The organism is Rhizobium sp. Rhizsp42, assembly GCF_047304155.1.
In the GTDB taxonomy this organism is placed as follows: domain Bacteria; phylum Pseudomonadota; class Alphaproteobacteria; order Rhizobiales; family Rhizobiaceae; genus Rhizobium.
Map to the genome: position 1 here is coordinate 221043 of NZ_JBGLYS010000002.1, position 20083 is coordinate 241125.

Consider the following 20083-nt stretch of genomic DNA (forward strand, 5'->3'; position numbering starts at 1 on the left):
TGGCTCACAATATCCCTCCTTTATGCATGCTAGCGTCCCGGCACGAAAGGCCGTCGTCTGAAATCGGTCAGTGCTCTTTCAAAAAATTTTCATTGCAGAAATTGGAATACTCATTATACCAGTTCATGAGTTGACGCCATGGCAAACTTTCGGCCTAGGCAGGAGGAGCAACGAAACCTCATGATGATCACAGTTACCTACCGCATCGAAACGACCGGCAGCGTCGAGGCAATGGCCGCCAAGATCGCCAGCGATCAGTCGACCGGCACGTTCGTCCCCGTTCCCGGCGAGACGGAAGAGCTGAAGGCGCGCGTCGCGGCACGCGTTATCGCCATCCGCCACCTGCCCGATGCGGAATACCCGACCTGGCCTGAAGTCGCGCCCGGCAGCGGCCCCATCCACCGCGCCGACGCCGATATCGCCTTCCCGATGGACGCGATCGGCACCGATCTCTCCGCCCTGATGACCATCGCCATCGGCGGCGTATTCTCGATCAAGGGCATGAGTGGCATCCGCATCGTCGACATGAAGCTGCCGGAAGCATTCGCCACCGCCCATCCCGGCCCGCAGTTCGGCCTGCCCGGCAGCCGCCGGCTGACCGGCGTCGAAGGCCGGCCGATCATCGGCACGATCGTCAAGCCGGCGCTCGGCCTGCGTCCGCATGAGACGGCGGAGCTCGTCGGCGAACTGATCGAGTCCGGCGTCGACTTCATCAAGGACGACGAAAAGCTGATGAGCCCCGCCTATTCGCCGCTCAAGGAGCGCGTCGAAGCCATCATGCCGAAGATCCTCGATCACGAGCAGAAGACCGGCAAGAAGGTTATGTATGCCTTCGGCATCTCGCATGCCGATCCGGATGAGATGATGCGCAATCACGATCTCGTCCTGAAGGCCGGCGGCAACTGCGCCGTCGTCAATATCAATTCGATCGGCTTCGGCGGCATGAGCTTCCTGCGCAAGCGCTCGGGCCTTGTTCTGCATGCGCACCGCAACGGCTGGGACATCCTGACCCGCGATCCGGGCGCCGGCCTCGATTTCAAGGTCTATCAGCAGTTCTGGCGCCTGCTCGGCGTCGACCAGTTCCAGATCAACGGCATCCGCATCAAATATTGGGAACCGGACGACAGCTTCGTCGAATCCTTCAAGGCCGTCAGCACGCCGCTGTTCAGCAAGGCCGACTGCCCGCTGCCGGTCGCAGGTTCCGGCCAATGGGGTGGCCAGGCGCCGGACACCTATAACCGCACCGGCCGCACCACCGACCTGCTCTACCTATGCGGCGGCGGCATCGTCAGCCATCCGGGCGGTCCGGCGGCCGGCGTACGTGCCGTGCAGCAGGCCTGGCAGGCGGCAGTCGCCGATATCCCGCTCGACGAATACGCCAAGGATCACCCGGAACTCGCGGCCTCGATCGCGAAGTTCGGCGACGGCAAGGCAGCTTGAGACCATGACCAAACCTCTGCTTACCTATTACGGTGACGATTTCACCGGTTCGGCCGACGTCATGGAAGCGCTCGCTTCCAACGGCGTACCGACCGTGCTGTTTCTCGGCATCCCCAGCGCCGAGACCGCCAAGCGTTTCGCCGATTACCGCGCCTTCGGCATTGCCGGCACCAGCCGCAGCGAAACGCCGGAGTGGATGGAGAAGCATCTGCCGGCGATCTTTGAATGGCTGAAGGTGCTTGACGCCGACATCTGCCACTACAAGGTCTGCTCGACCTTCGATTCCAGCCCAGCGATTGGCAACATCGGCAAGGCGATCGAAATCGGCAAGGCACTCTATGGCCAGCCGGTCGTGCCTGTCATCGTCGGCGCCCCGCAGCTGAAGCGCTTCACAGCATTCGGCAATCTCTTCGCCGCCTACCAGGATCGCTACTACCGTATCGACCGCCATCCCGTCATGAGCCGCCATCCAGTAACGCCGATGGCCGAAGCCGACCTGACGCTGCATCTGGCAAAGCAGACGGCGCTGCCCGTAGCGCTCGCCGATCTCGTTACCACAGCAGCCGCCGATGCCGACCAGCGCATCGACAAGACGATCGCGGACCTCGATGGCATCCTGCTGATCGACGTGGATAGCGCCCAGTCGCAGGCTCTCGCCGGCCGCCAGGTCTGGCGGGCCAAGCGCGACGGCGGCCTCTTCACCGCCGGCTCGTCGGGCGTTGAATACGCGCTGTTGCAGGCATGGAAGGCTGAAGGCCTGCTTGGCGAACCGACGACCTTCACCGAGCCGGGCAAGGTCGATCGCCTCGCCGTCGTCTCCGGAAGCGTCTCGCCCACCACCGAACGGCAGATCCGCAACGCGACGGAAAACGGCTTTGACGGTATCGCCGTCGATCCGCTGGATCTCGTCGGCGAAAGCGGTGACCGCGCCATCGACGCGGCTGTCGCCGAGGGCGTCCAGCGCCTGAAGGAAGGCCGCAGCGTCATCCTGCACACGGCGCTCGGCTCATCGTCGGACAAGGGCACCGATATCGATCGTATTCCCGGATCCCGCCATCGCCTCGGCTCCGCTCTCGGCACCATCCTGCGCCGATTGATCGAGACCGAAAACTTGCCCCGCGCTGTCATCGCCGGCGGTGACACGTCGAGCCACGCGCTGCAGCAGTTGCGTGTGGACGCTCTGACGACCTTGCTGCCACTGCCGCAGACCCCCGGCTCGCCACTCTGCATCGCGCACGGCAACTACGCGCCGACCAACGGACTGCAGATCGCGCTCAAGGGCGGCCAGGTCGGAACCGACGGCTATTTCGCACAAATCCGCGACGGACGGAGGGCTTGAACATGCGCTACTGGGTTGGCACCAGCTTCAAGATGAACAAGACGCTGGGCGAGGCTCTGTCCTTTGCCGAAAAGCTTGCGGCTGCCGATGGCGATCGCCACGCCGATATCCAGCGCTTCGTCATCCCGCCCTTCACGGCGGTGCGTGAAGTCAAGAACACTCTCGCCGATAGCTCGGTGAAGGTCGGTGCGCAGAACATGCACTGGGACGCGGCCGGCGCCTGGACCGGCGAGATCTCGGCACCGATGCTGAAGGATTGCAACCTCGACATCGTCGAGCTCGGCCACTCCGAGCGTCGCGAGCACTTCGGTGAGACCGACGAAACTGTCGGCCTGAAGGTAGAAAGCGCCGTCAACCACGGCCTGATCCCGCTGATCTGCATCGGAGAGACCCTTGCCGAGCGCAATGCCGGTGATGCCGACGCGGTGCTGAAGCGGCAGGTTGAGGGCGCGCTGGCGCGCGTCACCACATCAGGCAAGGACGCGGAAATTCTGCTTGCCTACGAACCGGTCTGGGCGATCGGCGTCAATGGCATTCCGGCGACCGCCGACTACGCCGACGAGCGCCACGCGCGCATCGCCGATGTGGCCGCCAAGGCGCTCGGTCGCGCGGTTCCGGTTCTCTACGGCGGCAGCGTCAATCCAGGCAATTGCGAGGAACTGATCTCACAGCCGCACATCGACGGGCTGTTCATCGGCCGCTCTGCCTGGGCCGTCGAAGGCTATCTCGACATTCTGAAGCGCGTTGCCGCGGTCATCTGATCGCAGCCACCAATTCCACTCATCCAGCCCCCGAATGATTGAAAGGACACGGACCATGAAAATCGCCATCGGAGCGGATAGCGCCGGCAAGCCCTTGCTTGACGTGATCGCCGCCCACCTCGCCACCAAGGCGGGCCTCGAAGTGCACGATCTCAGCCAGGCCGGCTTTTACGCCGACCTTTCGCAGAACCTCGCGCAGACCATCGTCGACGGCCAGCACGAGCGCGGCATCCTGATCTGCGGCACCGGCATCGGCGTTTCGATCTCGGCCAACAAGGTTCCCGGCATTCGCGCCGCGCTGACGCACGACACCTACTCGGCCGAGCGCGCCGCGAAATCCAACAATGCGCAGATCATCACCATGGGCGCACGCGTGATCGGTCCGGAACTTGCCAAGTCGATCGTCGACACCTGGCTCGCCTCCGAATTCGATCCGAAGGGCGCTTCCGCAGGCAACGTCGACGCCATCAACAGGCTCGACGCGGTTAAGTAATACTTATTCTGGGGTGGTGATTGACTCATCATACCAGCAACGTTAACAATTCCAGCAAAACACGAAGTGAGGAAACATGACTTCCATTGCTCTGTTCGGCGCCGGCGGCAAAATGGGCTACCGGCTTGCAAAGAACCTCAAGGGTTCGCGCTACGACGTTCGCCACGTCGAAATCAGCGATATCGGCAAGGCACGCCTGAAGGACGATCTCGGCCTTTCGACCGTGGACGTAGACGTTGCGCTTGATGGCGTCGACGTCGTCATCCTGGCCGTTCCAGACACGCACATCGGCAAGGTTGCCGCCGGCATCAACGACAAGCTCAAGGCCGGCACCATGGTTGTCGCGCTCGACGCTGCCGCGCCGTTCGCTGGCCACTTCCCTGAGCGCCCTGACCTGACGTATTTCGTCACGCATCCGTGCCATCCGCCGATCTTCAACGACGAAACCGACATGCAGGCCAAGAAGGACCACTTCGGCGGCCTCTTCGCCAAGCAACATATCGTTTCGGCTCTGATGCAGGGTCCGGAAGAAGCCTACGCCGTTGGCGAAGAAATCGCCAAGACGATCTGGGCACCGGTCATGCGCTCGCACCGCGTCACCGTCGAGCAGATGGCGATGCTGGAGCCGGGTCTCTCCGAGACCGTTGCCGCTTCGCTGCTCGTCGTCATGAAGCAGGCCATGGATGAGTGCGTCGCCCGTGGCGTTCCGGAAGAAGCTGCGCGCGACTTCCTGCTCGGCCACCTGAACGTACTCGGCGCCGTCATCTTCGGCGAAGTCCAGGGTGTGTTCTCGGACGCTTGCAACAAGGCTATCGAATTCGGCATTCCCGCCCTGATGAAGGACGATTGGAAGCGCGTTTTCGAACCTCAGGAGATCGCTGACAGCATCAAGCGTATCACCTGATACCGATCCCGGGAGGGGGCAACCCCTCCCCTTTCACCGCCCTGCTGGGAACAGGGCTTCTTTTGGGAGGAAACCAATGAGACTGACACGTAGACTGACCGTCGCTGCCTTTGCCAGCGCGCTCGCATTCGGCGTTGCCATGCCCGCTTTTTCGGCGGACCTGATCGCCATCATCACCCCCGCACACGACAACCCGTTCTTCAAGGCTGAAGCCGTTGGTGCGGAAGCCAAGGCGAAGGAACTGGGCTATGAAGCGCTCGTCATGACCCATGACGACGACGCCAACAAGCAATCCCAGATGATCGACACCGCCATCGGTCGTGGTGCGAAGGCCATCATTCTCGACAACGCCGGCGCCGATGCAACCGTTGCCGCCGTCAAGAAGGCCAAGGACGCGGGCATTCCGTCCTTCCTCATCGACCGCGAAATCAACGCCACGGGTGTTGCCGCAGCGCAGATCGTCTCGAACAACTACCAGGGTGCCCAGCTGGGTGCGCAGGAGTTCGTCAAGCTGATGGGCGAGAAGGGCAATTATGTCGAGCTCGTCGGCAAGGAATCCGACACCAATGCCGGCATCCGTTCGCAGGGCTATCATGACGTCATCGACGACTATCCGGATCTGAAGTCGGTCGCCAAGCAGTCGGCCAACTGGAGCCAGACGGAAGCCTACGCCAAGATGGAAACCATCCTGCAGGCCAACCCGGATATCCAGGGCGTCATCTCCGGCAACGACACGATGGCCATGGGCGCCATCGCCGCTCTGCAGGCCGCCGGCCGCAAGGACGTGATCGTCGTCGGCTTCGACGGCTCCAACGACGTCCGCGACTCCATCAAGTCCGGCGGTATCAAGGCCACCGTTCTGCAGCCCGCCTACGCGCAGGCGCAGATGGCTGTCGAGCAGGCCGATGCCTACATCAAGAACAAGACTCTTCCCAAGGAAGAGAAGCAGCTGATGGATTGCATTCTCATCAACGCCGACAACGCCTCCAAGCTCGAAACCTTCGCGATCGCCAAGTAACGACAGCTTGAGACCAATGGCGAAGAGCGCACTCATTTGCGCTCTTCGTTCTTTATCCTATTCCATAAGATTGGAGTTTCGTGGATGGCGAGGGTCAGAAGCGCGGTTGTGATCGCATTGCTTGCGATGGCACTGCCGGGCTGCAAAATCATCAAAACGCCGACGGCGGAAGAAAAGGCTGCGGAAACGGCCAAGAGCGCTTTCGATCCTGCGGCAAAGGTCGAGGCCATCTGGCAGTCGCAGGCAATTCCCTATCTGCAAAAGCGGGCTGGTGAGCTGAAGGACGTCGTGGCACTTGCCGCGTCGAGCCCGGATCAGGCCGGCGAGAAATACGGCAACACACGCAAGCAGGCGAGTGCGCCCTGGACCTATGCGGTCAAGCTGAGCGGCAAGGTTGTCGCCGCCGATACTGCGTCGCGCGCGGCCACGATCGATCTGGACGCCGATGGCGATGGCAAGGCCGACGCCAAGGTGCAGATCGGTCCCGCCGTGCGCGGAACGGCGCTGCGCGATACGCTTGAATTCGTCAATTTCAACGAGTTCAAGAACCAGATCGAGTGGGCGCAATTCGGCAAGGCGTTCAACGAGAAGATCAACACCGCGCTCCTGGCGCCGCTACCGCGCGACGGTCTGACCGGCAAGACCGTGACGGTCACCGGCGCCTTCCCGCTGCCGGCATCCGGCCAGTTGCCGCTGGTGACCCCGGCCGAACTGACGGTGGGGCCGTAGCGATGAGCGAGACGATCGAACACGACGTTATCCTTCGCCTCGAAGAGGTCTCCAAGGTCTATTCCGGCATCGTCGCCGTCAAGCGCGCCGATCTTGAGCTCAGGCGCGGCGCGGTCAACGTGCTGGTCGGCGAGAACGGCGCTGGAAAATCGACGCTGATGAAGATCATCGCCGGCGTCGAGCGGCCCACGCTTGGACGTATCGTCCTCGATGGCGAGACGGTCTCCTTCGACAGTCCGGCCGACGCGCAGGCGCACGGGATCGGCATGATCTTCCAGGAGCTCAACCTCTTCGCCAACATGACGGTGGCCGAAAACATCTTCGCCACCCGCGAGATCACCCGCGGCATTCGCGGCATCGATCACAAGGCGCAAATCGAAAAGGCAAACGCCTTTCTGAAGCGTCTGGATGCCGGCATCAACGCCGAAACCATGGTCGAGGACCTGCCGATCGGCCAGCAGCAGCTTGTCGAGATCGCCAAGGCGATGTCGCTCAACGCCCGCATCCTGATCATGGACGAACCGACATCGGCGCTGTCTGCGGCCGAGGTCGAGATCCTGTTCAAGGTCATCGCCGAACTGAAGGCACAGGGTGTCGCCATCGTCTATATCTCCCACCGGCTGGAAGAGCTGATGCGGATCGGCGATTACATCACCGTGCTGCGCGACGGCCAGATCACCGGCCATGCGATGGTCCGCGACATCGACACGAAGTGGATCGTCCGCTCGATGATCGGCTCCGACGCCAAGGACTTCGCCAAGGCGGCCGACCATGAGCTCGGACCGGAAGCCTTCCGCGCCGAGGAGATCAGCCTCCCGCGCAGAACCGGCGGCCTGGCCGTCGACCACGTCTCGCTCTCGGTGCGCGCGGGCGAGATCCTCGGTATCTACGGCCTGATGGGGGCTGGACGCAGCGAGTTCTTCGAATGCGTGATCGGCCGTCACAAGCACTCGACCGGCAAGATCTTCATCGATGGCCAGGAGGTGCGCGCGCAGGATACGACGGGGCGGATCAGGAAGGGGCTTGCCCTCATCCCCGAGGACCGGCAGCGCGAAGGACTGGTGCAGGTGCTCTCCATCGCCAGCAATCTGACGCTCGCCAGCCTCGATCATTTCACCCGGATCTTTCACATCAAGGCCGGCGCCGAAAGGCAGGGCATCAACGACATGATCCGTGACCTCTCCATCAAGGCGCCGAACCCGGAGTTCGAGGTCACCTCGATGTCCGGCGGCAACCAGCAGAAGGTGGTCATCGGTAAGGCACTGATGACCAATCCGAAGGTTCTCCTGATGGACGAACCCAGCCGCGGCATCGACGTCGGCGCCAAGGCGGACGTGTTCCGCACAATGCGCAGACTGGCCGCCAAGGGCCTCGCAATATTGTTTTCAACCTCAGACCTTGAAGAGGTCATGGCCCTTTCCGACCGCATCGCCGTTCTCAGCAACGGCAAGCTGGTCGCCGTCTTCGACAGAAGCGAAGCAACGGAAGAGGCTATCATCGCGGCATCTGCCAAAGGTCACGGACACCAGGGAAAGCTCGCGTCATGACGGCGGACACCTCATCCACATTCGGGGCAAAGCGTTCGAGCGGCTCCATTCTTCTCACGCTGATGAAGCTCAGAACCTTCATCGCCCTTTTTGCCGTGATCATCTTCTTCGCGATCTTCGCGCCGAATTTCACATCCACGGCCAACATGATCCTGATGTCGAAGCACGTCGCGCTCAATGCCTTCCTGGCGATGGGCATGACCTTCGTGATCATCACCGGCGGCATCGACCTTTCGGTCGGCTCGATCGTGGGTCTGTGTGGCATGGTCGCCGGCGCCTTGATCCTCAACGGCGTGGAACTGCCGATCGGCTACACGATCTTCTTCAACATCTATGAGATCGTGCTGATCACGCTGGCCGTCGGCCTGGCGATCGGCCTGATCAACGGCTTGTTGATCACCAAGCTCAACGTCGCACCGTTCATCGCGACGCTCGGCACGCTTTATATCGCACGCGGCCTCGCGTTGCTCTCCTCCGACGGCCAGACCTTCCCCAATCTCGTCGGCAAGCCGGAATACATGACGACGGGCTTCGACGTCTTCGGCGCCGGCCGCATGCTGGGCCTGCCGGTTTCGATCTGGATTCTGATCGTGCTCGCCCTAATTGCCGCCTACGTGGCGCGCTCGACGCCGATCGGCCGGCATATCTTCGCCGTCGGCGGCAACGAGCGTGCGGCGCGCATGTCGGGCATTCGGGTCGATGTGGTGAAGATCTTCGTCTACATGTTCTCGGGCCTATGCGCGGCGATCGTCGGTCTCATCATCTCGTCCGAACTGATGGCCTCGCATCCGGCCACCGGCGAAAGCTTCGAGCTCAACGCGATCGCCGCGGCGGTTCTCGGCGGGACCTCGATGTCGGGCGGGCGTGGCACGATCGGCGGCACGATCATCGGCGCCTTCGTCATCGGCATCCTGTCGGACGGACTGGTCATGATGGGCGTCTCGTCCTTCTGGCAGATGGTCATCAAGGGGTTGGTGATTATCATCGCGGTTGTGGTGGATCAGGCCCAGCGCCGTCTGCAACAGCGCGTGACTCTCATGCAAATGGCAAAGGCAGGGTAAGCAATGACGGAATTGAATGGCGCACTCATCGGCTGCGGCTTTTTCGCGGTCAACCAGATGCATGCGTGGCAGGACGTGGCCGGGGCTTCGATCGTGGCGATCTGCGATCGCGACCCCGAGCGGCTGAAGATCGTCGGCGACCAGTTCGGCATCGACAGGCGCTATAGTGATGCTGCCCAGATGTTCGCCGATGGCGGCTTCGATTTCGTCGATATCGCCACCACCGTCCAGAGCCACCGCGCTTTGGTCGAGATGGCAGCCGCACACAATGTGCCGGCAATCTGCCAGAAGCCATTCGCAAAAACGCTCGACGACGCCAAGGCCATGGTCAAGGTTTGCGCTGATGCCGGGCTACCCCTGATGGTGCACGAAAACTTCCGTTGGCAGACGCCGATCCAGGCCGTGAAGAAGGTTCTGGAATCCGGCGCGATCGGCCAGCCTTTCTGGGGCCGCTTCTCGTTCCGTTCGGGCTATGACGTTTTCTCGGGCCAGCCCTATCTGGCGGAGGGCGAGCGCTTCATCATCGAAGACCTCGGCATCCACACGCTCGATATCGCCCGCTATATCCTGGGCGATGTGACGGCGCTCAGCGCCCGCACAAAGCGGGTCAACCCGAAGATCAAGGGCGAAGACGTCGCCACCGTCCTGCTCGACCATGAAAACGGCGCGACCTCGGTCGTCGATGTCAGCTATGCCTCCAAGCTCTCCACCGAGCCCTTCCCCGAGACGCTGATCGAACTCGACGGCACCGAAGGCAGCATCCGCCTGTCGCAGGGCTACAAGCTCGAAGTGACCGGCAAGAACGGCACCGAGATCTCGGACGTGTCGCCGACGCTGCTCTCTTGGGCATCGCGCCCCTGGCACAATATCCAGGAAAGCGTCTACGCCATCCAGCAGCACTGGGCCGAGCGCCTAGCCTCCGGCGGCGAAACCTCGACCTCGGGCGCCGACAATCTCAAGACCTTCGCGCTCGTCGAGGCCGCCTATGACAGCGCCGCCAGCGGCCAGACGGTTGATGTCAAGGCGATGCTGCGATGAGCACGCCGTCGGACAGCTTCCGGATTTACGGAACGCATGCGCTCGAGCAGAAGCCGGTCCGCCTCACTGCGGGCAGGCTGACTGCTGCTCTCAGTGACGGCAATCTGCGCACGATCGCCTATGACGGCGTGGAAGTCCTGCGCGCCGTCTCCTATCTCGTGCGCGATCGCGACTGGGGCACCTATTCGCCCGAGATCGCCGACCTGACAATCGAGCAGGGAGACGATGCCTTTTCGGTCCGCTACACCGCCCGTTGCAAGGGGCCGGATGCGACCGAGTTGTCGATCGGCGTACGGATCTCGGCGCAAGCCGGCTCGCCCCTCGTTTTCGAGGCCGATGCGATCTCGGGCACGGGCTTTGAGACGAACCGCTGCGGCTTTTGCATTCTCCACCCGATCGTCGGCGTCGCCGGCACGCCTGTCACGGTCGAGCATGCCGACGGACAGCGCGTCGAAACGCGGTTCCCTGATCTGATCGAGCCGTGGCAGCCGTTCATGAACATGAGCGCGATTACCCATACCGTCATGACCAACGTGACAGCGCGGTGCGGCATGGAAGGTGACGTGTTCGAGATGGAAGACCAGCGCAACTGGTCGGATGCCTCCTACAAGACCTATGTGCGCCCGCTCGCTTTGCCCTGGCCCTACGTGATACCGGCCGGTGAAACGGTCACGCAGCGCATCGTCCTCGATATTGCCGACAAGCGCCCGAAGCCATTGGCCGCGACGACGAATGGGCATTCGTCGCTGACGACACTGACGCTCGGCGAGCGGCGTGGGCGCATGCCCGCGATCGGCGTGATCGTCACGCCGGAAGAAGCAGGCGCCGTGGTCAAGGCAAGCGCCGTGCTCGCCGAGATCAAGCCGCAGGAACTGCTCTTCCACTTCGACCCGGCAGCGGGGCATGGGGCGGAAGCCTTCAAGCGCTTCGCCGAGGTGACCAGGCTTCATCCGGGCACGTCGACGCTCGAGATCGCCCTGCCGTGCAAGCAGCCGCTCCTCGACGAGACCACGCTGATCGCGACGCAGATGCGCGATGCGGGCTTCAAGCCGGACGCGATCATAATCTCGCCATCGGTCGATCGCCAATCGACACCGCCGGGCAGCAAGTGGCCGGAATGCCCGCCGCTCGAAGATGTCTACGACGCCGCGCATGCGGTATTCCCCGATATTCGCATCGGCGGCGGCATGCTCAGCTATTTCACCGAGCTCAACCGCAAGCGCGTTCCTTCCGAACCGCTTTCCTTCATCAGCCACTGCACCAACCCGATCGTCCATGCCGCCGACGACCTCAGCGTCATGCAGACATTGGAGGCCCTGCCCTTCATCACCCGATCGGTCCGCGCCATCTATGGCGACAAGCCCTACCGTATCGGCCCATCGACCATTCCCATGCGGCAGAATCCTTACGGAAGCCGAACGATGGACAATCCGAATGGCGGCCGGATACCGATGGCAAACACCGATCCGCGTCACAACGGGCTCTTCGCGCAAGCCTTCGCCATGGGCTATGTGTCGAAGGTACTGGACGCCGAGCTGGAATGCCTGACGCTCTCGGCTTTGACGGGGAGTTTCGGGCTCCTTGCCGGACAGAATGAGCCCTTCACCGCTGATGGACGCCGCCCGCTCTTCAACGCGATCAAGACACTCGCCGGTCTCGCCGGCACCGAGTGGCGGGAGTGCCTCTCTTCCAACCCATCGCGCGTTCTGGCGTTCGCGACAAAGACGGCGACGGCGTCGGCACTCTGGATCGTCAACATCACCGGCCAGGACCAGGAGGTTGATCTCGGATCGCTCCGGCTTTCCGACGCGCTGATGGGCGGCGTGCTCACTCTTTCCCCATATCAGGCGACCTCCATCGCGCTTTCGGATTGATCTTGCGTCTGGAAGGCGTAGCTATAGCCTTCCAGGCGCGGCAATCGGGAGGACCAGCGTGAAGACCAAAAAGCTTATCAATGACGGCGGCGCGGCGGTCGACGAAATGCTCGAGGGCATCCTCGCGGCGCATCCCGATCATCTCTACGCCATCGACGGATCGCCGCGATCGATCGTTGCGAAAAACGGGCCTCGCGATGGCAAGGTGGGGCTGGTGATCGGCGGCGGCTCCGGCCATGAACCGAGTTTCCTCGGCTTCGTCGGCAAGGGGCTCGCGGACGCGGCCGCTGTCGGCAATGTCTTTGCCTCGCCTCCGCCCGATCCGATCATCGAATGCGCAAAGGCGGTCGATCACGGCGCCGGCGTTCTCTTCATGTACGGCAACTATGCCGGCGACGTGATGAACTTCGACATGGCGGCGGAAATGCTTGCCATGGACGATATCGATGTGCGCACCGTGGTGACCACCGACGACGTCGCCTCCGCACCGCGCGACCAGAGAGAAAAGCGCCGTGGCGTGGCGGGTAACGTCTTCGTCTTCAAGGCGGCCGGTGCTGCCTGTGATCTGATGTACTCGTTCGACGAAGTCGAGCGTGTCGCGCGCAAGGCCAACGACCACACCTTCACCATGGGCGTCGCCCTATCCCCCTGCTCTCTGCCACAGACGTTGCGGCCGAATTTCGAGATCGGCGACCACGAAATGGAAGTCGGCATGGGCATCCATGGTGAGCCCGGCGTCTCGCGCGAAACGCTGAGACCGGCCGATGCTGTTACCGACGAACTGCTCGATGCGATCCTCAAGGATGCCAACATCGCGCCGGGAACCCGCGTGGCCGTCCTGATCAACTCGCTCGGCTCCACACCGCTGATGGAGCTCTACATCATCATGCGCCGGGTGAAGGCGCGGCTGGACGAGGCTGGCCTTATCATTCACACCTCGCTCGTCGGCAATTACTGCACTTCTCTCGAGATGGCCGGCGCATCGGTCACGCTCATGGCGCTCGATGACGAATTGCAGACGCTGATCGATCATCCGTGCGACTGCGCGATGTTTCGCAGCGGAAAGGCGATCTGATGGGTGACGTGACGACAAAGGACCTTCAGCGCCTCTTCCAGGACATCGCCAACGTGATGACCGCCGAGCGGGACAATCTGTGCCAACTGGACGGCATCATAGGCGACGCTGACCATGGGATCGCGATGGAGCTCGGCTTTTCGGCGGCAGGAAAGGCAACCGAGGCACTCGAGCCTGCCGCTACAGACCCGACGACAGTGTTCAACACGGCTGCCAAGGCGTTCCTGAATGCTGTCGGCGCCTCATCAGGCCCGCTTTACGCGACTGCCTTCATGCGCGCCGGCGCAGCGGTGAAGGGCAAGGCTACTCTTAGCGATGACGATCTGCTCGACGTCTTCGCCGCGCTGGCAAAAGGTATTCAGGACCGCGGCAAGGCCGAGATCGGCGAGAAGACGATGGTGGATGCCTGGGCACCGGCCGCCGCGGCTTGCGAAGAGGCCAGGGCACGCGGCGACAGCTTGCGGCAATGCCTTTCACAAGCGCTGCAAGCGGCCGAAAAGGGACGCGATGCGACCAAGGACATGGTTGCGAGCAAAGGGCGCTCTGCGCGGCTGGGCGAGCGGTCCCTTGGCCATATCGATCCAGGAGCGGCGTCCGCCACCATGGTCATATCGAGCATCCGAAGCGCCCTATCGGCGGAATAAGGCATGCGCTGAACTGCCGTCTCCGTAATCAGGACACAGCCGACGCTTCGTTGGTGATGCGTCCGTGTTGCCGCAACACGAGCGCGACCGCGCCCATGACCGTGTCGTCATTGCCGCGGAAGGTGCCGACGACGAAGCGCGGCCTGCGCTTTTCCGGTGAGTGGGCGGGCGGGGCGACGGAGTGGCGGGCGAAACTTCGCTCGAGGCCATCGATGAAACTCTCCCCCACCTCGGCCAATTTGCCGGCGATGATGAACAAGGGTGGATTGAGGATGGTGAAGGCAATCCCCATTCCCCAGCCCGCCATCTCGGCCGCGTCATCGACAAGCCGCGCATATCCTGGATCGCCATTGCGGGCGCGCTCGACAAACTGTTCGATGCTGACGGGCTCACCGAAGGACTGCTCGGCGTATCTCAGCAGCTGGAACCCGCCGGCGAAGGTCTCGAGACAGCCACGATTACCGCAGCGACACAGCGGTCCGCGCGGATCGAGCGACATGTGGCCGAACTCGGCGGCATATCCATGGGCGCCGCGCTGCACCGTGCTGTCGATGACGATCGCGCCGCCGATGCCGAGGTCGAACTTGAAGAGGACGAAGTTCGTCTCGCCCACGGCGGCTCCCCAGGTCATTTCCGCAAGCGCGCCGCAATGGCTCTCGTTCTCGATGTGGATCGGGCAACCGAGCTGCTCGGAAAACACATTGGCGATATTGGTGCCGCACCATGTCGGCAGGATGGAGCCGTTGAGGATTTCGCCGTCATAGGAGACAGGCGCGGAAATCGCCAAACCCACACCCAGCAGCTCGGACATATCAATGCCGAGCAAGGCACATTGCTCCTCAAGGCTGGCGCGCACGCATCTGGCGGCGTCATCAGGCGTATAGTCCGTATCCATCGCGAACCAGATGTCAGACAGCACGGTGTGCGCGAGGTCGCAGATCGCGATCCGAATTTCGCCGAGCCCGAGGAGCACGCCGGCGCAGCGACCCGCCGCAGGGTTCAGCGACAAGAGCTGCGACGGTCGTCCGAAACCGTTGCTCTTCGTGTCGACGTCGAGCACGACGCCGCTGTCTTTCAGCTCGGTGAGAAGCGTGGACACGGTCGACCGCGCCAACCCCGTCGATTTCACCAATTGCGTCGCGGTCGCCGACCCGATTGCCGCGATGGCGCGCACGATACGTCCCGCCGGCGCGGTCTGATCCTCGAAAAGTTCCCTGATGCCAACCATTCATAGCTCCTCTCCATGAAATAGGCCTGACTCGCCACTCGGCGGCAAGATATTTCTGATTAGAAAATAATCGCGCCTATTTCATAAGCGTTATCCGCCGTTTCGAAATATTAAGCCCGACTATGGCCACTTATGCAATCGACTTTGTTCATTTACGAAATAAGTCTTGACTCCGATCGGAATTTTCGAGAGTGTGCACATTAGCGGAGAGGACCGCACAAGGGAGGGTTTAATGACGATCAAGACTACACTCATGGCCACGCTATCCGTGCTCGCGATCACTGCGACGAGCCTGAAGGCGGAAGACCTGACGCTCTGGACACTGAACTTCGACAACAACGCCGCCAACGTCGCGCTCAAGAAGGTCGCAACCGACTTCGAAGCTGCAAATCCCGGCACCAAGGTTGAAATCGTTCAGCGCGCCATCGATGAGCACAAGACCGCGCTGCGTGTCGCGGCCGGCTCGAACAAGGGCCCCGACATCTACTTCAGCTGGGCAGGCCTTGGCCTGGGCGGCGAATATGTGAAGGCCGGCCTTTCGGCGCCGCTCGACAAATATTACACCGAATACAAGTGGAACGATGAGCTGCTGCCGGCAGCCGCCGCATTCGCCGATCTCTATCCGGGTGGCAAGCATGGCGTTCCCTTCACCTTCAAGGGCGAAGCCGTCTATTACAATAAGAAGCTGTTCCAGCAGGCCGGCATCACCGAAGAGCCGAAGACCTATGAAGAGTTTCTGGCTGACGCTGAGAAGCTGAAAGCCGCCGGCATTCCCGCCTTCACCTTCGGCGGATCGGTCAACTGGCACGTCATGCGCCTGATGGACGTCATCCTGGAAACGAAGTGCGGCGCCGAAAAGCACGACGCGCTGAAGGCCATGAAGGCGGACTGGTCCACGGAGCCTTGCGCCACCGACGCCTTCACCGAATTCGCCAAGTGGACGAAGGATTATACGCTGCAGCCTTTCATGGGCATCGACAACAAGCAGTCTTACAGCCTGTTCACGGCCGGACGCGCGGCGATGATGCTCGAAGGCGACTGGCTGGTCAGCCAGCTGGAAACCAGCGGCACCAACCTCGACGACTACGGCATGTTCCCGTTCCCGACCAATACGCAGCGCCTCTACGGTTTTGCCGAGTATAACTACATCAGCACCAAGAGCCCGCATCCCGATCTCGCCGCGAAGTTCCTCGACTACTTCCTATCGGCCAAGGTGCAGCAGGATCTCGTCGGCCAGATCAGCTCGACATCGGTCAACAAGAACGTCCAGTACGCGAACCAGAAGCCGCTCGAAGCCGAATGGCTCGATGTGTTCAAGACCTACGGCAAGGTCTACATGAACGGCGACCAGGCCTTCCCGCTTGACGTCACGACCGAGTATTTCCGCGTGATCAACGACGTCGCCGCCGGCAACACGGCACCTGCCGATGCAGCAAAGCAGCTGCAGACGTTCATCGCCGGTCGCACCTAAGTCCTCCCAGGACATTGGTCGGTCCCGCACGTCGCCGGGACCGACCACCGCTCAATCCAATGCCACTCGCCAGACACACGTCGCGCGGAGCAGATACCCATGTCATTGAAAAATCGAACACACGACCCGCGCTTCCAGGCGTTCCTGTTGCTCGCGCCTGCCATGGCGATCTACGCGGTCTTCGCGCTTTACCCGATGCTGAACGTCGTGGTCCTCAGCTTCCAGAAGTGGAACGGGCTGGATCCGCAACGCCCATTCGTCGGCCTGGCGAACTACCAGTACATCTTCACGCGCGATCCGGTGTTCTGGGTCGCCTTCAAGAACACGGTCATCTGGACCATCATGTCGGTGGTCTTCCCGCCGATGGTCGGCCTTCTTCTCGCGCTGACGCTCAATCAGAAGATCTTCGGGCGCAACACGTTTCGCGCCATCTTCTACCTCCCCGTCATCATCGCGCCGATCGCGGTCGCGACGATGTGGAAATGGATGTACGACCCCTTCTTCGGCCTGTTCAGCCAGCTCATGACCAATATGGGCCTGCAGATGTGGATCAAGGACTGGCTCGGCGACAAGAACATCGCGCTCTACTCGGTCTTCGTCGCCTATCTCTGGCAGTCCGTCGGCTTCTCGATGGTGCTGTTCCTGGCCGGCCTTCAGAACGTGTCGCAGACGCTGGTCGAAGCCGCCCGCATCGATGGCGCCGGCCGTTGGGCGATATTCAAGCATGTGACCTTCCCAGCGCTGCGCACCACGATGACCATCGTGCTCGTTCTCTCGATCATCTCGTCGCTGAAGGCATTCGATATCGTCTACGGCCTCACCGGCGGCGGACCGGCGCAATCCACGCAGATGCTGGCGCTCTGGGCCTTCACGCAGGCGATGCAGATCTTCGACTTCGGTCGCGGCGCCGCCATCTCGGTCGTCCTGCTGCTGATCACCATCGCGATCGTCGTGCCGTACCTGCGCTGGACGCAGAAGCATGAGGACACCGAATAATGACGATGACATCATCAGGACCGATATCCGTGTCTGAAACCATCACCACCACGAACAAGCCCGGTCGCGACCCCGTCCTGATCGGCCTGTGGATCGCGCTGATCATCGTCGCGCTTATCTGGTTCGCGCCTTTCGTCTTCATCGTCTTCACATCGCTGAAGACGAAGGCTGCGGTGACAAGCACCGGCGCGTTCATGCCGCCGGTCGAGTTCGCCTTCGAGAACTATGCCAGTGCATGGAGCCGCGGCAACTTCGCCGAGTCGTTCATGAACAGCGTGATCATCACCGTCTTCAAGGTGCCGCTCGGCCTCGCGATGTCGGCGATGGCGGCCTACGCACTGGCGAAGATCAAGATGAAAGTGAGCAAGCTCCTGCTGCTCATCGTCGTCTTCGGAACGATGATCCCCTTCCAGGTGATGCTGGCGCCGCTCTTCACGCTGGTTAACTCGTTCGGCCTGATCGACACCTATCCCGGCGTCATCCTGCCTTACATCGCCTTCGGCGTTCCCTACCAGGTCTTCATCCTGCACGGCTTCTTCAAGGGCCTGCCGAAGGAGCTGTCCGAGGCAGCGCTGATCGACGGCGCCACCCATTTCACCATCTTCCGGCGCATCTTCCTGCCGGTCTGCCTGCCGGTTCTGGCTGCGCTCCTCATCCTCGATTTCGTCTCAACCTGGAACGAATTCGCAATGGCGCTCGTCCTTCTGCAGGATCAGCACATGTGGACGCTGCCGCTCGGGCTGATGTCCTTCCAGGGCCAGTTCTCCAGCGATTACGGCCAGTTGAACGCCGCCATCGTGATGACGGTCCTGCCCGCGACGCTCGTCTATCTCATTTTCCAACGGTACTTCGTCTCCGGCCTCACCTCTGGTGCGGTCAAAGGCTGAGCGACCGAAATTTAAAGTCTTTCGAGGAGATCTTTCATGTCCACAGCAACAGTCGAAAAATGGGGTGTGTTCGAAGCGGCCTTCAACGGCCCGTCCGGCGGCAATCCCTATATCGACGTGAGCCTCGACGCCGTCTTCACCCACAAGAGCCGTGAAGTCCGCGTGCCGGGCTTCTATGATGGCGACGGCGTCTATCGCGTGCGCTTCATGCCCGATGTCGAAGGCGAGTGGTCTTTTCAGACGCGTTCGCAGACCGTTGAGCTCAACGGCAAGACCGGCGCATTCGTCGCGACCGCACCGTCTGCGGGCAACCATGGCCCGGTTCGCGTGCGCAACAAGTTCCATTTCGCCTATGCCGACGGCAAGCCGTTCCTCTCCTTCGGCACGACCTGCTATGCTTGGACGCACCAGCCGCTGGAGATGCAGGCGCAGACGCTCGAAACGCTGAAGACCGCCGGTTTCAACAAGATCCGCATGGGCGTCTTCCCCAAGGATTACCCCTATAACACCAACGAGCCGCTCTACCCCTCTTTTGAGAACGGCGCCGACGGCAAGGAAGATTTCGATCGTCCGAACCCGGTCATGTTCCGCCATTTCGAACAGCAGGTTGCGGCTCTTTGCAAACTCGGCATCGAAGCCGACATCATCATGTTCCACCCCTACGATCGCTGGGGCTATGCCGACATGTCGGCCGAGCAGGACTTCCGCTATGTCGCCTATCTCGCGGCACGCCTCGCCGCCTATCGTAACGTCTGGTGGGCGCTCGCCAACGAATACGACTTCCTGCTGGACACCAAGCCGGTGGAGCAGTGGGACCGCTACTTCCACATCCTGGAAGAGAACGATCCCTACCAGCACCTGAAGTCGATCCACAACGGCGAAGTGTCGATGAACTTCGATCACCGTAAGCCATGGGTTACACACACCTGCATTCAGAACCCCGATGTCAAGCTGACGCAGACCTGGCGCGACGCCTATGGCAAGCCCGTCGTCAACGACGAGCCGGAGTATGAAGGCAACATCGTGCAGTGCTGGGGCAACCTGACGGCGCAGGAACTGGTGCACCGCTTCTGGATCACCGTGACGCGCGGCGGCTATGCCGGCCACGGCGAGACCTATTCGCACCCTGATGATCTGATCTGGTGGGCCAAGGGCGGCGAGCTGCGCGGCGAAGCGTGGAAGCGCATCAGCTTCTTCCGCGACATCCTGGAGCAGGACGTGACGCACGGCCTCGATCCCATGGGTGCCGTCGGCGAATGGCCGTGGACCCGCGTTTCCGGCGTGCGCGATGGCAGCACCGACCTGCGCTACATCTATCTCGGCGAGCATCAGCCCGTCGTATGGTCTTCGGGCTTCCCGAAGGATGGCGACAACTACGAAGTCGACATCATCGACACGTGGAACATGACGATCACGCCCGCCAAGAAGGTGGAAGCGCCGATCCCGCATCCGACACGCCACGGCGCGATCGTGCGCGGCGGCAAGGCCGATGCTGCATTCGGCGTCGAGCTGCCGGGCAAGCCATATCTGGCACTTCGCGTGCGCAGCAAGCGTTGAGCAGGTCTCACAGGGAGGAAT

The 20083-nt window shown here is 62.0% G+C and carries 18 protein-coding genes; 17 read left to right on the forward strand and 1 reads right to left on the reverse strand.

Annotated elements, in window-relative coordinates; genetic code table 11:
• The first annotated feature begins 180 nt into the window (after window positions 1-180).
• From oiaX to dhaL, 13 genes are all read left to right on the forward strand, one after another.
• Complete coding sequence (gene oiaX, locus ACCD05_RS03740) at window positions 181-1440, forward strand: 3-oxo-isoapionate-4-phosphate decarboxylase OiaX (RefSeq protein ID WP_112435302.1); 1260 nt, start codon at window positions 181-183, stop codon at window positions 1438-1440.
• 4 nt (window positions 1441-1444) lie between these two features.
• On the forward strand, window positions 1445-2779 hold the full coding sequence (locus ACCD05_RS03745; protein ID WP_112435303.1) for a four-carbon acid sugar kinase family protein: 1335 nt from the start codon (window positions 1445-1447) through the stop codon (window positions 2777-2779).
• A 2-nt stretch (window positions 2780-2781) separates the two neighbouring features.
• Window positions 2782-3540, forward strand: a complete 759-nt coding sequence (locus ACCD05_RS03750) for a triose-phosphate isomerase (protein WP_112435304.1) — start codon at window positions 2782-2784, stop codon at window positions 3538-3540.
• Between the two features lie 55 nt (window positions 3541-3595).
• On the forward strand, window positions 3596-4033 hold the full coding sequence (locus ACCD05_RS03755; protein WP_018896827.1) for an RpiB/LacA/LacB family sugar-phosphate isomerase: 438 nt from the start codon (window positions 3596-3598) through the stop codon (window positions 4031-4033).
• Window positions 4034-4109: 76 nt separating this feature from the next.
• Window positions 4110-4937 carry a phosphogluconate dehydrogenase C-terminal domain-containing protein gene (locus ACCD05_RS03760; RefSeq protein ID WP_018896826.1) on the forward strand — a complete coding sequence of 276 codons (828 nt, stop codon included), beginning with the start codon at window positions 4110-4112 and terminating at the stop codon, window positions 4935-4937.
• A 76-nt stretch (window positions 4938-5013) separates the two neighbouring features.
• Window positions 5014-5955 carry a D-ribose ABC transporter substrate-binding protein gene (locus tag ACCD05_RS03765; RefSeq protein ID WP_018896825.1) on the forward strand — a complete coding sequence of 314 codons (942 nt, stop codon included), beginning with the start codon at window positions 5014-5016 and terminating at the stop codon, window positions 5953-5955.
• A gap of 84 nt (window positions 5956-6039) precedes the next feature.
• A complete protein-coding gene (locus tag ACCD05_RS03770; protein ID WP_112435305.1) occupies window positions 6040-6684 on the forward strand; it encodes a DUF2291 domain-containing protein in 645 nt (214 codons plus the stop codon).
• 2 nt (window positions 6685-6686) lie between these two features.
• Window positions 6687-8231, forward strand: coding sequence for a sugar ABC transporter ATP-binding protein (locus tag ACCD05_RS03775; RefSeq protein ID WP_112435306.1), 1545 nt, complete (start codon window positions 6687-6689; stop codon window positions 8229-8231).
• Window positions 8228-9292: an ABC transporter permease gene (locus tag ACCD05_RS03780; RefSeq protein ID WP_018896822.1), complete on the forward strand. Its 1065-nt coding sequence runs from the start codon at window positions 8228-8230 to the stop codon at window positions 9290-9292. Before ACCD05_RS03775 ends, ACCD05_RS03780 begins: the two co-directional genes overlap by 4 nt.
• A gap of 3 nt (window positions 9293-9295) precedes the next feature.
• Window positions 9296-10330: a Gfo/Idh/MocA family protein gene (locus tag ACCD05_RS03785; RefSeq protein WP_112949644.1), complete on the forward strand. Its 1035-nt coding sequence runs from the start codon at window positions 9296-9298 to the stop codon at window positions 10328-10330.
• The gene (locus ACCD05_RS03790) at window positions 10327-12204 is read left to right on the forward strand and encodes a hypothetical protein (RefSeq protein WP_112949643.1); all 1878 of its coding nucleotides are present in this window, start codon (window positions 10327-10329) and stop codon (window positions 12202-12204) included. Before ACCD05_RS03785 ends, ACCD05_RS03790 begins: the two co-directional genes overlap by 4 nt.
• A 58-nt stretch (window positions 12205-12262) precedes the next feature.
• Window positions 12263-13279, forward strand: coding sequence for a dihydroxyacetone kinase subunit DhaK (locus ACCD05_RS03795; RefSeq protein ID WP_112949642.1), 1017 nt, complete (start codon window positions 12263-12265; stop codon window positions 13277-13279).
• Window positions 13279-13923 (forward strand): dihydroxyacetone kinase subunit DhaL, encoded by a 645-nt coding sequence (gene dhaL, locus ACCD05_RS03800; RefSeq protein ID WP_112437470.1) that lies wholly within the window; start codon window positions 13279-13281, stop codon window positions 13921-13923. Before ACCD05_RS03795 ends, dhaL begins: the two co-directional genes overlap by 1 nt.
• A 28-nt stretch (window positions 13924-13951) precedes the next feature.
• Here the strand turns inward: dhaL and ACCD05_RS03805 are convergent, their stop codons facing one another.
• On the reverse strand, window positions 13952-15151 hold the full coding sequence (locus ACCD05_RS03805; protein ID WP_112949641.1) for an ROK family transcriptional regulator: 1200 nt from the start codon (window positions 15149-15151) through the stop codon (window positions 13952-13954).
• A gap of 232 nt (window positions 15152-15383) precedes the next feature.
• On the opposite strand from ACCD05_RS03805, the gene ACCD05_RS03810 reads away from it, so the two are divergent.
• The 4 genes from ACCD05_RS03810 to ACCD05_RS03825 all read left to right on the forward strand — a co-directional run bounded on the left by ACCD05_RS03810 (window position 15384) and on the right by ACCD05_RS03825 (window position 20062).
• Window positions 15384-16622 carry an extracellular solute-binding protein gene (locus tag ACCD05_RS03810; protein ID WP_112436530.1) on the forward strand — a complete coding sequence of 413 codons (1239 nt, stop codon included), beginning with the start codon at window positions 15384-15386 and terminating at the stop codon, window positions 16620-16622.
• Window positions 16623-16721: 99 nt separating this feature from the next.
• A complete protein-coding gene (locus tag ACCD05_RS03815; RefSeq protein WP_112436531.1) occupies window positions 16722-17618 on the forward strand; it encodes a carbohydrate ABC transporter permease in 897 nt (298 codons plus the stop codon).
• A 5-nt stretch (window positions 17619-17623) separates the two neighbouring features.
• Window positions 17624-18505 carry a carbohydrate ABC transporter permease gene (locus tag ACCD05_RS03820; protein WP_245206634.1) on the forward strand — a complete coding sequence of 294 codons (882 nt, stop codon included), beginning with the start codon at window positions 17624-17626 and terminating at the stop codon, window positions 18503-18505.
• A gap of 36 nt (window positions 18506-18541) precedes the next feature.
• Entirely contained in the window at window positions 18542-20062 is a 1521-nt protein-coding gene (locus tag ACCD05_RS03825) for a DUF5060 domain-containing protein (protein ID WP_112436532.1), read from the forward strand.
• Window positions 20063-20083: the final 21 nt, after the last annotated feature.